The 14028-nt window shown below is 52.4% G+C and carries 19 protein-coding genes; 17 read left to right on the top strand and 2 right to left on the bottom strand.

Features of this window, described 5'->3' with window-relative positions; translation table 11 throughout:
• Positions 1-9 precede the first annotated feature (9 nt).
• From H7R76_RS18675 to H7R76_RS18610, 15 genes are all read left to right on the top strand, one after another.
• Positions 10-450, top strand: coding sequence for a DUF3277 family protein (locus tag H7R76_RS18675; RefSeq protein WP_182966079.1), 441 nt, complete (start codon positions 10-12; stop codon positions 448-450).
• A gap of 3 nt (positions 451-453) precedes the next feature.
• A complete protein-coding gene (locus tag H7R76_RS18670; RefSeq protein WP_182966077.1) occupies positions 454-909 on the top strand; it encodes a phage tail assembly chaperone in 456 nt (151 codons plus the stop codon).
• A 23-nt stretch (positions 910-932) separates the two neighbouring features.
• Complete coding sequence (locus tag H7R76_RS24950) at positions 933-1097, top strand: DUF6889 family protein (protein ID WP_502711074.1); 165 nt, start codon at positions 933-935, stop codon at positions 1095-1097.
• Positions 1087-3051 carry a lytic transglycosylase catalytic gene (locus tag H7R76_RS18665; RefSeq protein ID WP_182966075.1) on the top strand — a complete coding sequence of 655 codons (1965 nt, stop codon included), beginning with the start codon at positions 1087-1089 and terminating at the stop codon, positions 3049-3051. The genes H7R76_RS24950 and H7R76_RS18665 overlap by 11 nt, the downstream gene beginning before the upstream one ends.
• Positions 3051-3635, top strand: coding sequence for a phage baseplate protein (locus H7R76_RS18660; protein WP_182966072.1), 585 nt, complete (start codon positions 3051-3053; stop codon positions 3633-3635). Before H7R76_RS18665 ends, H7R76_RS18660 begins: the two co-directional genes overlap by 1 nt.
• A 1-nt stretch (position 3636) precedes the next feature.
• On the top strand, positions 3637-3939 hold the full coding sequence (locus tag H7R76_RS18655) for a phage baseplate plug family protein (protein ID WP_182966070.1): 303 nt from the start codon (positions 3637-3639) through the stop codon (positions 3937-3939).
• Between the two features lie 2 nt (positions 3940-3941).
• Positions 3942-5006: a hypothetical protein gene (locus H7R76_RS18650; RefSeq protein ID WP_182966068.1), complete on the top strand. Its 1065-nt coding sequence runs from the start codon at positions 3942-3944 to the stop codon at positions 5004-5006.
• Entirely contained in the window at positions 5006-5347 is a 342-nt protein-coding gene (locus H7R76_RS18645) for an STY1065/STY2022 family phage-derived protein (protein ID WP_182968035.1), read from the top strand. The genes H7R76_RS18650 and H7R76_RS18645 overlap by 1 nt, the downstream gene beginning before the upstream one ends.
• A complete protein-coding gene (locus H7R76_RS18640) occupies positions 5344-5682 on the top strand; it encodes a hypothetical protein (protein ID WP_182966066.1) in 339 nt (112 codons plus the stop codon). The genes H7R76_RS18645 and H7R76_RS18640 overlap by 4 nt, the downstream gene beginning before the upstream one ends.
• A 62-nt stretch (positions 5683-5744) precedes the next feature.
• Complete coding sequence (locus H7R76_RS18635; RefSeq protein WP_182966064.1) at positions 5745-6497, top strand: Gp138 family membrane-puncturing spike protein; 753 nt, start codon at positions 5745-5747, stop codon at positions 6495-6497.
• Positions 6497-6850 (top strand): contractile injection system sheath initiator, encoded by a 354-nt coding sequence (locus H7R76_RS18630; RefSeq protein WP_182966063.1) that lies wholly within the window; start codon positions 6497-6499, stop codon positions 6848-6850. The genes H7R76_RS18635 and H7R76_RS18630 overlap by 1 nt, the downstream gene beginning before the upstream one ends.
• Positions 6850-8049 (top strand): baseplate J/gp47 family protein, encoded by a 1200-nt coding sequence (locus tag H7R76_RS18625; protein ID WP_182966060.1) that lies wholly within the window; start codon positions 6850-6852, stop codon positions 8047-8049. The genes H7R76_RS18630 and H7R76_RS18625 overlap by 1 nt, the downstream gene beginning before the upstream one ends.
• A complete protein-coding gene (locus H7R76_RS18620) occupies positions 8046-8726 on the top strand; it encodes a baseplate wedge 1 family protein (RefSeq protein WP_182966058.1) in 681 nt (226 codons plus the stop codon). Before H7R76_RS18625 ends, H7R76_RS18620 begins: the two co-directional genes overlap by 4 nt.
• Positions 8726-9622, top strand: coding sequence for a phage tail protein (locus H7R76_RS18615; RefSeq protein WP_182966056.1), 897 nt, complete (start codon positions 8726-8728; stop codon positions 9620-9622). Before H7R76_RS18620 ends, H7R76_RS18615 begins: the two co-directional genes overlap by 1 nt.
• Positions 9622-10197 (top strand): tail fiber assembly protein, encoded by a 576-nt coding sequence (locus H7R76_RS18610; protein WP_063930081.1) that lies wholly within the window; start codon positions 9622-9624, stop codon positions 10195-10197. Before H7R76_RS18615 ends, H7R76_RS18610 begins: the two co-directional genes overlap by 1 nt.
• Positions 10198-10224: 27 nt before the next feature.
• On the opposite strand, the gene H7R76_RS25285 is transcribed toward H7R76_RS18610, so the two are convergent.
• Entirely contained in the window at positions 10225-10491 is a 267-nt protein-coding gene (locus tag H7R76_RS25285; RefSeq protein WP_502711073.1) for a gp53-like domain-containing protein, read from the bottom strand.
• 92 nt (positions 10492-10583) lie between these two features.
• On the opposite strand from H7R76_RS25285, the gene H7R76_RS18605 reads away from it, so the two are divergent.
• Together H7R76_RS18605 and H7R76_RS18600 are read left to right on the top strand one after the other, a co-directional pair.
• On the top strand, positions 10584-11129 hold the full coding sequence (locus tag H7R76_RS18605) for a recombinase family protein (RefSeq protein ID WP_115074482.1): 546 nt from the start codon (positions 10584-10586) through the stop codon (positions 11127-11129).
• A 397-nt stretch (positions 11130-11526) separates the two neighbouring features.
• Entirely contained in the window at positions 11527-12741 is a 1215-nt protein-coding gene (locus tag H7R76_RS18600; protein WP_174332565.1) for a tyrosine-type recombinase/integrase, read from the top strand.
• Between the two features lie 90 nt (positions 12742-12831).
• Here H7R76_RS18600 and H7R76_RS18595 read toward each other — a convergent pair whose 3' ends face one another.
• Positions 12832-13863 carry an IS630-like element ISEc33 family transposase gene (locus H7R76_RS18595; protein WP_003033020.1) on the bottom strand — a complete coding sequence of 344 codons (1032 nt, stop codon included), beginning with the start codon at positions 13861-13863 and terminating at the stop codon, positions 12832-12834.
• Positions 13864-14028 lie beyond the last annotated feature (165 nt).

The following is a 14028-nucleotide window of genomic DNA, read 5'->3' as shown; positions in this document are numbered from 1 at the left end:
GGAGAGAAAATGGCTACATATTCTTTTATGGATGTCACGGCTACGTTAACGGGCCCAACTGGCGCAATTGAACTCGGGTATGGCTCTGCCAACTCAGGGGAAGGGATCGTGACCGCTATGGGCGGTCCAAAGAACACCATGACTGTCGGCTCTGACGGTGAGGTGATGCATAGCCTGCATGCGGATAAAAGCGGTACGGTTACCGTGAATCTTCTCAAAACGTCGCCGACCAACAAAAAGCTGTCTCTGATGTACAACGCGCAGAGCCAGTCATCTGCAACCTGGGGGAATAACGTGATCATTATCCGAAATAAGGTGAGTGGTGATTTCGTTACGGCTCGTAGTGTCGCGTTCCAGAAACAGCCTGATTTTTCGAACGCTAAGGATGGCAATACCGTTCCGTGGGTCTTTGACTGCGGCAAAATTGATGAACTGCTTGGGGAGTTTTAACAGATGGAATGTAAAATCAAAGGCGTGAATTACCAGGCTCCTAAGCTGGATGTCTTCGCTCAGTTGCGGGTATCGCGCAAATTGTTGCCGGTGCTCGCTAGCCTGATGGCTGACATGGGGAGTGTGCGCGAACTGCTCCCGGCGGATGGGACATTTGAAGGCGCGAACATGGAAGCGCTGTCTCCGGTGCTGGATAAGGTGCTGCCGCGTATCGCGCAGGAAATATCCAACCTCAGCGAAGAAGACACTAACGCGATCATTCACCCCTGTCTGTCGGTTGTTGTTCGCCAGAATGGCACCGGATGGACACCCATTATGCGTAGCGGCACCCTGATGTTCGATGATATCGACCTGATGATCATGCTGCAGCTGGTGGCGCGGGTGGTCGCCGACAGTCTGGGAAATTTTTTGCCAGAACTTCCTACCAGCGCGACGTCTCCGGGCCTGACTCAGGCCTGACGCTCAACAGCCTGCCTGACGGGCTGTCTTATCTTCTCGACCCGGTAGACGCCGGGTACATCCCTTACTCTGCGCTTAAAGACGGGTCTGTCGACCTGTGCGATATCGCGCTGATGAATGACCAGCTGGCGGTTAAATCTGATAACCAGCGCCGTATCGACAAATGGAGAGCCGACAATGAACGCTGAGACGATCAAGGAGTTTCTGGTTAGCCTCGGCTTCCAGGTTGATTCCTCCGGCGAGAAGAAATTTAACGCCGTTCTGGCGGGGGTTACCGCCAACGCGATAAAAACAGGGCTGGCCGTTGAAGCTGCGGCGCTCTCAGTTGTCGCGTACACCGCGAAGATTGCCAGCGGGCTTGATACGCTTTACTGGGCATCACAACGCACCGGCGCAACGGTGCAGGGTATCAAAGCCATCGGCTATGCAGTCAGTCAGGTGGGCGGCAGCGCTGACGCAGCGCGCGGTTCTCTGGAAAGTCTGGCGCGGTTTGTCCGCAATAATCCAGGTGCGGAAGGTTTTCTTAACCGTCTGGGCGTTCAGACGCGCGACGCCAGCGGCAATATGCGGGATATGTCGGCCATCTTTACTGGTGTCGGGCAAAAGCTCAGTAGCATGCCGTATTACCGCGCTAACCAGTATGCCTCGATGCTCGGTATTGATGAAAATACGCTGATGGCCATGCGCCGCGGTATTGGCGGATTTACCGGGCAGTACAGCGCCATGGCGAAAGCCATCGGCTTTAATGCTGACCAGGCGGCTGCCAGCTCTAATCGTTTCATGACGTCGTTACGTTCGTTCGGCGAAATGGCGAGTATGGCGCGTGACAAAATCGGCTCTAACCTCGCTGGTGGCCTGGCCGGTTCTCTTGATAAATTGCGTCGGCACATCCTGGATAATTTCCCGCGCATTGAGCAAACGCTGACGAAAGCCATTAAGGGAATTCTTTGGCTGGGCGATGTTATCGGTCGGTTGTTCTTCCGGATCATTGAGGGGGCATCCGACCTTATCGACTGGTGGGGGAATCTCGATAAATCGACCAAACAGCTGATTGGCCTGTTTGGCGCGCTGACGCTGGCACTGAAAATCCTCAACAGCACATTCTGGATGTCACCTATTGGACTGATAACGGCGCTGGCCGCCGCTATCGCGTTATTGTGGGAAGACTACAAAACATGGAAAGAGGGCGGTAATAGCCTGATTGATTGGGCAAAATGGGAACCGACGATAGAGCAGCTTAAAAAGGCGATGCTCTGGCTGCGGGATAAATTTCTGGATCTGAAAGATAGTGTGGGTGGCTGGAAATCGGTTCTGGAGATTTTCGCCGGGTATGTCACGGGTGCGTGGGTCGCGAAGGTTTTGGGGGCGTTCGGGAAAATTGCGGGACTGCCTGTCCCTCCGTGGCTTAAGTTGTGGGGGCTGTACGCGGGGTATCTTGTGAGCGATAGAGAGAATATCGCCGCGAGCGCTAATTCCTCCATGAACTATGCAAAACGCAATATTGGCGATGTTATGCGCTGGTTTGGTATCGACACCGACTATGGCCGTCCAGAAGGGACTGTGATGGGCGATAATATCCAGTCGGATATTCCGGGAGCAGAGCCAGATCAGCGGGCTCAGTCTGCAAAGCGCACATTGGCCGATCGTAACAATAACCCTGGCAATATTCGTCCTGTAGGTGGCGGTGGCTTCCGCATGTTCGAATCAGCTCTGCATGGCTGGTCAGCGATGAAAAATCAGTTGATGCGTTATTTCACTGGGAAAACAACCGGGCGCGCGCTGCAAACGGTCCGGGATATCGTGAGTACCTGGGCACCAGCAGGGGATAACAACGATCCGGACCTTTACGCTAAGCAGGTAGCCGGGTGGATGGGGGTAACGCCTGACGCGGTGCTTAACCTGACGAACCCGAACACCATGGCAACGCTGATGCAGTCGATGGCGCGCAAAGAGGGGTATTCCAACTGGAACAGCCCTCTGGCATACCAGGCAGCTGGTGGTAAGAGTGGGGCAAGTATTCAGCAGCAGAATACCTACAACATCTACGGTGGAAACACTCGCGAGATCGGCGATGAAGTCGAGCAGCGCCAGCACTCTTCAAACGCGCGCATCATGCGCACCAACCAGAGCGGGGTCGGCTAATGGATATTCTGTCGACGCTGTTTCACCAGCGATCGAGAAAAATCGGTCTGATAATTCCCGACGTTGTCGTTTCTGAGAAGCACAGCGACACGCTGGAGATTACAGAGCACCCGGTGGAGATAGGCGCAGCGGTGGCGGACCACGCCTATAAGCGGCCTTCTGAGGTGGTGATGGAGGTAGGTTTTGCTGGTGGGGGTTCGCTGCTTGATTTCGTTGATACCTCGTCTATCGGTCTGAGTCTTGGACTTAGTCCGCAGGAGACTTATCAGGAGCTGCTGGACCTGCAGATCAGACGTATACCGTTTGATGTTGTCACGGGGAAGCGACTCTACAGCAACATGCTAATCCGCGCGCTGGAGGTTACCACCGACAAAACCACGGAAAACGTGCTATCGGCGGTCCTGACGTTGCGTGAGGTTCTCATTACTCAGACCCAGCAGATTACCGTCGCGAATAAATCCGACATGAAGGATGGCGCCAGCACATCTGCGGTCGCGAATGCCGGTACAAAAACCACGAAGCCACCGAATGACTCATTGTTGAAAATGGGCGTGGATGGTTTTAGTTCGTTATTTGGGGGATAGCATGGTGGTATCTGAAATCCCGCTTACTGCGGATAACCAGCAGTTCAGTATTGTGTTAGCGGGTGCAACGTACCGAATGAGCATTATCTGGCGTGACCTGTACTGGATCCTCGACCTGCTCGATGAACAGAGTAACGCCATTATTACCGGCATCCCGCTGGTGACTGGCGCTGACCTGCTGGCGCAATACGCATACCTTGGGTTGGGCTTTAAGCTTGCTGTCTTCTGTGATGACGATACCCAGGCATACCCGACAAAAACCAATTTGGGCACCGGTAGCCATTTGCTGGTCTCCACGGAGTAACGATGTCTCAAAACTGGATGCGGCACTTCGAGCTGCAGCTCGTTGACGAAAACGGGAAGGGAATCGACCTCAGCGACTTTAAGGTCACTTTCACCATCGACTGGTTCAATATCAGCAGCGCTTCCCGTGTGGGAACGTTCAAAATATATAACCTGTCATCGGATACAGCCAACCGTATTACGGGGAAGGAATTCGCTAAGCTGCGTTTAATTGCTGGTTATGACGGTATTGCGCCGGAGGTATCGGCCAGCGAGGTTGGTGTGGCGCGCAACGTTGATGCGTCGATCGTTGGCCAGACAGATGGTCGAAACTATGGTCTGTTGTTTACTGGCGATCTGCGCTATGCGGTAACCGGCAAGGACAACCCGGTTGATTCCTACGTCCTGATTCAGGCATGCGATACAGATCTGGCGTTCTCTACGGCAATCACCGTTCAGACGCTGGCGGCCGGTTACACGGTCGCAGACGTTAACCGCGCGCTGATGAAAGATTTCGAGGCGAAAGGAGCGACTGAAGGGATCACCACTGCGATGCCGACAACGGTATACCCACGGGGGCGGGTGTTGTTTGGTTCAACGCGTAAGCTGATGGATAACGTGGCTGATCAGTGCGGTGCCACCTGGCAATTTGTTGATGGCCAGCGGCAGATGGTGGCGAAGAATGAGTATGTTCACGAGGCCATAGTGCTGAACAGCGCCACGGGGCTGATTGGCATGCCCCAGCAGACCATCGGCAACGGCGTTAACGTCCGTGCGCTGATTAACCCGAATATTCGGGTGAACGGTCTGATTCAGCTCGACCAGGCATCGGTATTCCGCACCGCGCTGTCGAACAACGATATCGCCATGGCTGGTGGACAGATCACCGACCAGAACACTGACGGCAATATCACGCTCAGCGGCACCACGGCGCAGCCAGCCAGTATTGCCACAGATGGTGTGTATATTGTGCGCGGCATTATGTACACTGGTGATACAAGGGGCCAGGCGTGGTACATGGATATGATGTGTGAAGCACGTGGTGCCATCGATATTAAAACTCAGGCAGCGTTTAACCGGGGTGGATGATGGGTAAATACGCATTACTTGCTGGATTATTGGTTTCATTACCGTCTTTTGCCGCATTCCAGTGTGGCGGCTATAAGATGACACTATCCGATGCGGAAGGGCTTGTACGGATTAACGGTGAATTAGTGACCAGCCAAAAAGTTAAATATATTGGGGCTCAGGGTGACGAGGCGAACGCCGTATGGAATATGGGTCTGATGCCTGCCCGCGACGGCAATAATTACGGCTTCGAGTTTGTGAAACGCAACGGAAAATCATTCCTGAACGTCCAACTGCTCCAGAACAGCATGGATGCGCCGAAAATTATCGGTTCATTCCCGTGTAAGAAGGTAACTGGATGAAACTGATTGCTGCGCTGTCGCTAATTATTAGCTCTCAGGTTTTTGCGGGAAATATCGGCGATTTCTTTAATCAGCACCCTGATTTAGCTAATAATTTCATTATTAAACGAGAAATCACAAACAGGGCAATATCAAACGCTGCCATGGATGCGGTTTCGGCTGGTCGTGATGTGAATTATGGTGACGAACTGATGAACGAACACGGCGACAGCTACGGTGAAATTGCATTGCGTCAAATTGCATCGGACTGTGGTTTGTCGTTTTCGGATAATGGGCAATCACTTTCCGGTTTAAAGAAAGATGAGTGCCAAATAGTTATATCTGAAAACAGATAGGAATATCACAATTAAAAACAGACCCGCCAAATGGCGGGTTTTTTATTGCCTGGAGTTTACCAATGGTCTTTTCAGAACAGACCCGCAGCGGCGATCAGGCTGAGACATTCAAGTCTGAGGGTAAGGTGCTGGCGCAGAATCTGCGCGTTGCGATGCCTGGCATTATTCAGTCATTTGACGCCGAAGCAGTTACCGCCGTCGTGCAGCCGGCTATCCGCTGCGTTGAAACGGATAACGACGGTAACCGTACGACCAGAGACTATCCGCTGCTGGTGGATGTCCCCGTGGTATTCCCAACTGCTGGCGGCGTGACACTGACTCTTCCGGTTAACCCTGGTGATGAGTGCGAGCTGAAATTCCAGGACCGCTGCATAGATTTCTTCTGGCAAAGCGGTGGTGTTCAGGAACCCGTTGATGACCGCATGCATGATCTCTCGGATGCAACCTGCTCAGTCGGTCAAATATCACAGCCAAATAGGATAAAGAATGTCAGCACCACGTCGGCACAACTGCGGACGATTGACGGCAGCACGTACATCGACCTCAACCCCTCGACAAAGAAAATTAAAATCGTCGCGCCTGGCGGCCTTGATGTACAAACGCCTCAGGCAGACTTCAGCGCCGCCGTGACAATTCACGGATTGCTGACATGGATGGGCGGCATGGTAGGTAGCATCGCCAGCGGCACAGCGGCGAAAATTACAGGTGCGATCGAATTCTTTGGCACGCTCAAATCTAACGGAAAAGACATCGGCGACACGCACACCCACGGCGGTGTTCAGCACGGTACTGATAACACTGATGAGGTGAATTGATGCGATACCGACGCGAAGATGCCGACGGTGATTACACGTTCGGCAGCGGTGATGATACCTGGTTGATTAACTCTCCGGATGCCGTCGCGCAGGCGATTAAAACTCGCTTTAACCTCTGGTATGGGCAGTGGTTCCTCGATACCACCACCGGTACTCCGTGGATCCAGTCTGTACTCGGCAAGCAGAAGCCTGAAACCTACAATCTGGCGATCCGCCAGCACATCCTGCAGACGCAGGGCGTGAAAAGCATCACCGACTTTAACACCGTAGTTAACACCACAACCCGGCGGGTATCGTTCACCGCCACCGTCGATACCATTTACGGAACAACGACAGTCACATCGGAGGCGTGATGGCCTTAAATCTCGACACACTGGGCTTATCGGCAAAGGTAACCGCTCAGGGCATCAGCGCGCCTGATTACCAGACAATCCTAGATACACTGACCAGCTATTTCAGGCAGATTTACGGTAGTGATGCCTACCTCGAACCAGACAGCAAAGACGGGCAAATGGTCGCGCTGGTGGCTCTTGCCGTACATGACGCTAACAATACTGCTATCGAGATCTACAACTCGTTTTCACCAACGACAGCGAAGGCAGCAGCACTTAGCAGCAATGTGAAAATTAACGGAATCACGCAAAAAGTAGCGACAAACTCTACCGCTGATCTTCTGTTAACCGGTACGGCAGGCACGACTATCATGAATGGCTCCGCACGGGATAAAAACGGCATTATCTGGAATTTTCCCTCGAGTGTAACGATCGGCGTTGACGGTACTGTGTTGGTGACAGCCACATGTGCGAATAGCGGTTCGGTTGCGGCGCTGGCCGGGACTATTACCACTATCAACACCCCGACCCGTGGTTGGGTGTCGGTAACCAATCCAGCTGCGGCTACTGTCGGTTCACCAGCCGAAACCGACGCAGAGCTGCGCATTCGGCAGGGGCAAAGCGTCGCGCTACCATCGATCACACCGTTTGAAGGTGTCGACGGTGCTATCGCTAATGTTGCTGGCGTGACACGTCACAAACTATATGAGAACGACACGGGGGCAACCGACAGCAACGGGCTGCCGCCACACTCAATTTCCGCCATTGTTGATGGGGGAGATGTTACTGAAATAGCCCAGACCATCAGGGGGAATAAAGGGCAGGGAACAGCAACCTACGGGACAACTTCTGTCACGGTTCCGGATACTTACGGTAATCCTCACGTCATTCGTTTTTCACGCTCTACCGATGTGCCAATTTTCGTAGCCATTACACTGAAAGTTTTTACCGGGTATACCTCGCAAATCGGCGAGCAGATTAAACAGGCTGTTGCCGATTATATAAATGGCCTGACAATTGGCGACGACGTTCTGCTGAGCCGTATTTATTCCCCGGCAAACCTTGGCGTTGTGAGCGGTGGTAATGCCCGCTATTACGATATTACCGACCTGATGATCGGTGAGTCGTCTGGCAGCGTATCGGCATCAAACATTGATATTGCCTATGATGCTTCGGCGTCCTGTAGCACCGCGAATATCACTATCACGGTGACTTCATGAGCAAATACACCGAACTTATCACTAACTACCACGCTACCAAGCCACTCTTTTTTGACCATATAGATCTGAGCACCCGCCCGCTCATTGACGTGTCCAGCACTATGTCAGGACTTGTAACAGCCTTTGATATAGATACGGCGGTCGGCGTGCAGCTAGATATCCTCGGTCTGTGGATTGGTCGTAGTCGCATAGTCAGCGAGCCAATTAGCGGTGTTTATTTTAGTTGGGACACTGACGGGCTTGGATATGACCAGGGCGTATGGCAGGGACCGTATGATCCGGATTCGGGCTATACGTCACTGAGCAATGACACCTACCGCATCATTCTGAAAGCGAAAATTGCGATTAACAATTGGGACGGTCGGAACGACTCGCTGCCACCCATTCTGGACGCTGCAACTGCTGGTTCTGGCCTGAAGATGCAGATTGTCGACAACCAGGACATGACGATATCGGTCTGGGTATTCCCTGAGACTGATATTTCAGATGTGTCGCTCGAACTGATCGCCGCTATTAAACAGGGCTATCTCACCGTTAAAGCTGCTGGCGTATGGGCTGGTGATGTTGAAACTCCAGCGGTAGAAACACCGTCAGAAGGTTCTAAATTCTTTGGGTTTGATATGGATAACGAATACATCGGCGGGTTCGATGTTGGAGCATGGGGGACTTTACTCTAATGGCAACAAATAACTTTAAACCGTTCGCGACAGCAGCAAATGCTAACGTGACGGCCCAGGCTGACTGGGAATCGCTTCCGGCTTTGCTCTCTGGTTTCACGGCTGGCAAAGCGTCAAGCGCGCAGATAAATAAAGCACTTCGACAGGCCAGCTTTATTGCGGCAGCGCTGGCGCAGTACACTTCCGATAATACTGGTGACGATGTACTGGATGATGGCGATCAGGCTGCGTTCATCGCCAAAATGGCAGCTGCATTCGGGAAGGACTTCCAGCCTCTCGACGGCACGCTAACGGCGCTTGCTGCGTTAACCGGTGCCGCTGATAAGCTGCCGTACTTCAACGGCGACGACACCGCAGCGTTAACTGTGCTTACCGCTTTCGCCCGCGAAATTCTGGCGCAAACTGACGCAGCTGGCGTCCTCTCAAAGCTTCGTTTGGGAGCGGGAGCACCTGCGATAGGAATTCCGTTCTTCTGGCCGTCTGCGGCGATGCCCAATACGGTGATGGATGAATGGTCAGGTATGGTATTTCTGAAATGGAACGGCGCGACGTTTTCTGCAAAGGAATACCCCAAATTAGCCCTCGTTATTCCCGGCCTGAGACTGAACGATGTACGGGGGGAATTTATCAGGGTATGGGATGACGGGCGCGGCGTGGATATTGGGCGAGCGCTGCTGAGTGCGCAGGAAAGCAGTAAGCTTCACGAGCATCTGGGGCAGAATGGCTCAGCGCCGAACTACGGATATATGACTGTAGCAAGTCCAGACTCTGTGGCATGGGACAATGGCTGGTCAGTCGGAAAGATACCCAACTTCTCATCCGGTTCAGCCGGTTCTAACCTGATGGGCATGCGCCCACGAAACGTCGCATTTAATTTCCTTGTGAGGGCTAAATAATGGCAGTTATCTTTGATAAGAACGGCCTGGCGACGCAGGCGGGTGATATTCGCTGCTTTTATTACGATGCAGTGACCGGGGAATATAACGGCTGGTCTGACGAACATATTTACGTCGGCGTGAGTATGCCTGGTAATTCCACAAGCGTTAATCCGGGTGACGAGCAGGCGGGATTTGTCGCCGTATTCAACGGTACGGTATGGGAGCAGCAGCCGGACCATCGCGGCGAAACCGTCTGGTCAACGGCTGACGGCACCGCCTCGATAGTTGGCTATATCGGGGAGATAAAAGCGGGGTTCACAGGGGTTGCGCCATCGACACCGTATGATGTGTGGAACGGCGATAAATGGGTGACGGATGCAGCCGCGCAACACGCGGCAGACGTGGCAGCAGCGGAACAGCAGAAAGCGGCGCTGCGTACGCAGGCCGATAATGAGATAGCCTGGCGACAGGATGCGGTAGACGCCGGAATAGCGACGGCAGAAGAAGCCGCTGCGCTGGCTGAATGGAAAAAATACCGGGTGCTGCTGATGCGCGTAGATACTGCCAATCCCGTCTGGCCTCCGCTGCCCTGACAAAAAGCCGCTTTACGCGGCTTTCCCTTACATCCCAAGCGCAAGATACGTATAGCTGTCAATGTAGGCCGCCACTCCACTCCCATTCCATCCATAAAGACTAAAGCCAGTTTTGGTGTAATTAACAGATGTTACATACCGATTATCAGCTGTGATTTTATGCGGCAGTACGATGAACGGAGTAACGTTAAACGGCTTTTTAAACCGTACAGTAGCGTTAGTTGCCTGAACAGAACCGCTCCCCCATTGCAGCAGTAATCCCCCTGGTAATTCAAAGTATCCGCTAGCCTCCAGTAGCCGTTCTCCGAACCCAACCTTTTTTATAACACCTGATAACCAGGCGACATTTCGCCGTTTCTCCTGTTTTCACAACAGGAGAAATACCCATGATTTACGGATATGCCCGAGTATCAACAAACCACCAGGACACCGAATTGCAACGTCTGGCTCTAGAATCCGCTGACTGCGAGATAATTTTTGAGGAACACGCCAGCGGGCGTAAAGCTAATCGCCCGGTGTTGAAACAGCTGATCGGTATCATGAAGGCCGGTGATGAATTGGTGGTCTGGAAGCTGGACAGGATTGGTCGAAATGTCCTGCATGCGTTGTTGATGTTCCAGCAGCTACAGGAAAACGGTGTGAATTTCCGTAGCATTACTGATGGTGTGGATCTGCGAACTGCCAGCGGCCGCTACAATTTCCGCAATATCCTTTCGGCGGCACAGTACGAATCCGACCTGAACAGTGAGCGTACGCTAGCCGGGTTAGCCGTTGCGCGGTCGAAGGGAAGGGTAGGCGGCCGCCGACCAAAATTTACTAATGAGCAGTGGCAGGAGATGGGATCGCGGATCGCCGCTGGTGAATCACGACAGCAGATCGCCAAGACGTGTGGCGTGGGTGTTTCGACGCTGTACAAAAAATTCCCTGCGTGAGGCTAATGCCGTGTTTCCACAGTGCGTGCCGCCGAAATACGTGCTGTGGATGCTTTATATGGTGTGCCATTTTTGTGTCACACGTGGTAAATCGTCATTCAATTTCTTACATCATGTGCCATTAAGTTGAGTAATGTGAATACGGTAATGTACATGTAAAACAGTTAGTTAAATGTGATTCTACTAATTCGTAATGCGAAGGTCGTAGGTTCGACTCCTATTATCGGCACCATTCAAACATCTTCTAACGTCTACTAAAGTTCACTCAAACCCCTTATACTCTGCATTGTGTCGCTCCTGATAGTATTTTTACGTCTACTGACATACCCCAAAATCTACATGCTTCTGGGGGTACATTCGGGGGTATGTGCTGTTCGGTCTTGTGGAGATACCCCCAATGAAGCTCAACGCCCGCCAGGTTGATACCGCTAAACCAAAAGATAAACCCTATAAACTTGCTGATGGTGGTGGGCTTTATCTTCTGGTTAACCCAAATGGTGCACGATACTGGCGGCTTAAGTATCGTGTAGCAGGCAAAGAAAAGCTGCTGGCTCTGGGGGTATATCCAGACGTTACCCTCGCAGATGCGCGGGCTAAACGTGATGAGGCAAAAAGGGGGATCGCCGGGGGCATTGACCCTAGCGAAGCAAAGCGGGAAGAAAAGATAGCCCGAGAGTTAAATGTCAGGAATACATTTCAGGAAATAGCCTGCGAATGGCATTCCAGCAAGCTCTATAAATGGTCTGAGGGGTACGCCTCGGACATTATGGAAGCATTCAATAAGGATGTTTTTCCGTACATTGGTAAAAAACCGATCTCGGAAATCAAACCGCTAGAATTGCTTAATGTGCTTCGCCGAATGGAGGGGAGAGGGGCAACGGAGAAGGCTAAGAAGGTTAGGCAGCGCTGCGGTGAAGTCTTCCGCTATGCCATTGTTACCGGCCGGGCAGAATACAACCCAGCGCCAGATCTCACCAGTGCTATGCAGGGGCATGAATCCAAGCACTATCCTTTCCTGAATACGTCTGAGCTACCGACGTTCTTTGAGGCTCTTTCTGGGTATTCCGGCAGTATGCTGGTGGTATTGGCAGCACGTTTGCTAATCATTACCGGTTTAAGAACTGGCGAACTGCGTGGGGCTACATGGCAGGAAATCGATGCTGATGCTGCGGTGTGGGAAATCCCAGCAGAGCGAATGAAGATGCGCCGCCCACACATCGTGCCATTGTCATTACAGGCCCAAGCCATAATCATGCGTATCCGGGAAATGACAGGCCGCTATCCCTATATATTCCCTGGGCGTAATGATCCGCGTAAAACCATGAGTGAAGCCAGCATTAACCAGGTTTTTAAACGCATCGGGTATGCCGGGAGAGTGACAGGCCACGGTTTCCGCCACACCATGAGTACCATTCTCCACGAACAGGGCTATAACACCGCATGGATTGAAACGCAGCTCGCCCACGTCGATAAAAACTCTATTCGAGGCACATACAATCACGCTCAATATCTCGATGGCCGCCGGGAAATGCTTCAATGGTATGCCGACTATATGGATGCGCTGGAACACCGTGAAAACGTGGTTCACGGGCGTTTTGGTAAATCCTCATGACTGGACGAATAGACAGTTATTCTATACCGGGGTAGACTTCTGTAGACGAACAAAGAATAGGCTATGTCTAAATAGCTGCGCCTAATACCGCTACACTTTTGCCTGACCATGTTTTCCTCCGGGGAATGGGCTGGCGGTTTCCATAAAATGGCGGACCTTTTTCAGTAACTGCCACATTGAGCGGCACTGATGATTACGGGTTATCGTGTCATGAAGTGCCTGCCATAGCCGTTCCACATGATTCACCCACGGCGAGTAAACCGGCTGGTAAATTACCCTGAACTTGGGATTTGCTTTCAACCAGCGCTGTGTTTCGCGGCTTTTATGGATAATGTAGTTATCAACGATCAGCGTGATTGTTTTCGCCCGCCGGTAAGTGGCTTTCAGGTGCTTCAGCAGAGCGATAAACAGCGCTGAACTTTTGCTGTTGCCGCCCACGTAGCTGACTTTACCCGTGCCACTGTGCAGTGCGCCGGCCAGATAGTATTTTTCGTTCTGCCCCGGCGTCACTACCCGTTTCTGCTGTCCGCGCAACTGCCAGTCCGCACCGATTTTAGGATTAAGGTGAATATCCACTTCATCTTCATAAAATACCGGATGCTCTGCGTTGCATTCATCCAGCGCTTTGTGGATTACCGCCATCTTTTCATCTTTATGTGGGTCACGGATGCGCAGAGTTGGCGCGGCCCTGCGCCATACAAGCCCCGCAGATGGCAACCAGCGGCGAACGGTTCCTGCATGTAACTGGCAACCGGTTATCTCATTGATTTTTATTGCCAGTAATTCGGTGCTCCAGCGTGAACGTTGATAACCAAAATCGCCGGGAGAATGCTTTATCAGCTCACGTAACAGGGTGCAGATATGTTCAAAAGGCCAGCGTCGGGAGCGCCCTGCGGGTAAGGATTTCAGGCCTTCAATACCTGAGTGCGTAAACCAGTTAATCCAGCGACCAACGGATGAACGGGCACAACAGAGAGTTCTGGCAACATCGCTGACCCGTTCACCCCGATGAAGCATCAGCATGGCCGTGAGTCTGCGGGCATGATTTTTATCGCGCGTTTTATGAATAGCTTTCTGCATCAGGCGTCGTTCGCCACGGGGTATTGGTGCTATGATCGGCATCGCTCAGTCCGGTTGGTGGTTTTGGTTGGTTTGGCGAATGATCAGATCGCGCAATCCGGGCTGAGTTCCCTTTCAGTGATCTACTATTCCGCGCAGCTATTTAGGCTGATCACCGAAAACCCGTATACCTCTGCGGGGAGGCATAGCCGCCAAAATTAGAGGGCG

It is taken from the genome of Klebsiella sp. WP8-S18-ESBL-06 (assembly GCF_014169755.1).
Classification (GTDB): Bacteria; Pseudomonadota; Gammaproteobacteria; order Enterobacterales; family Enterobacteriaceae; genus Kluyvera; species Kluyvera ascorbata_B.
The sequence above is the reverse complement of the archived record's forward strand: the minus strand, read 5'-3'. Positions and strand labels throughout refer to the sequence as shown.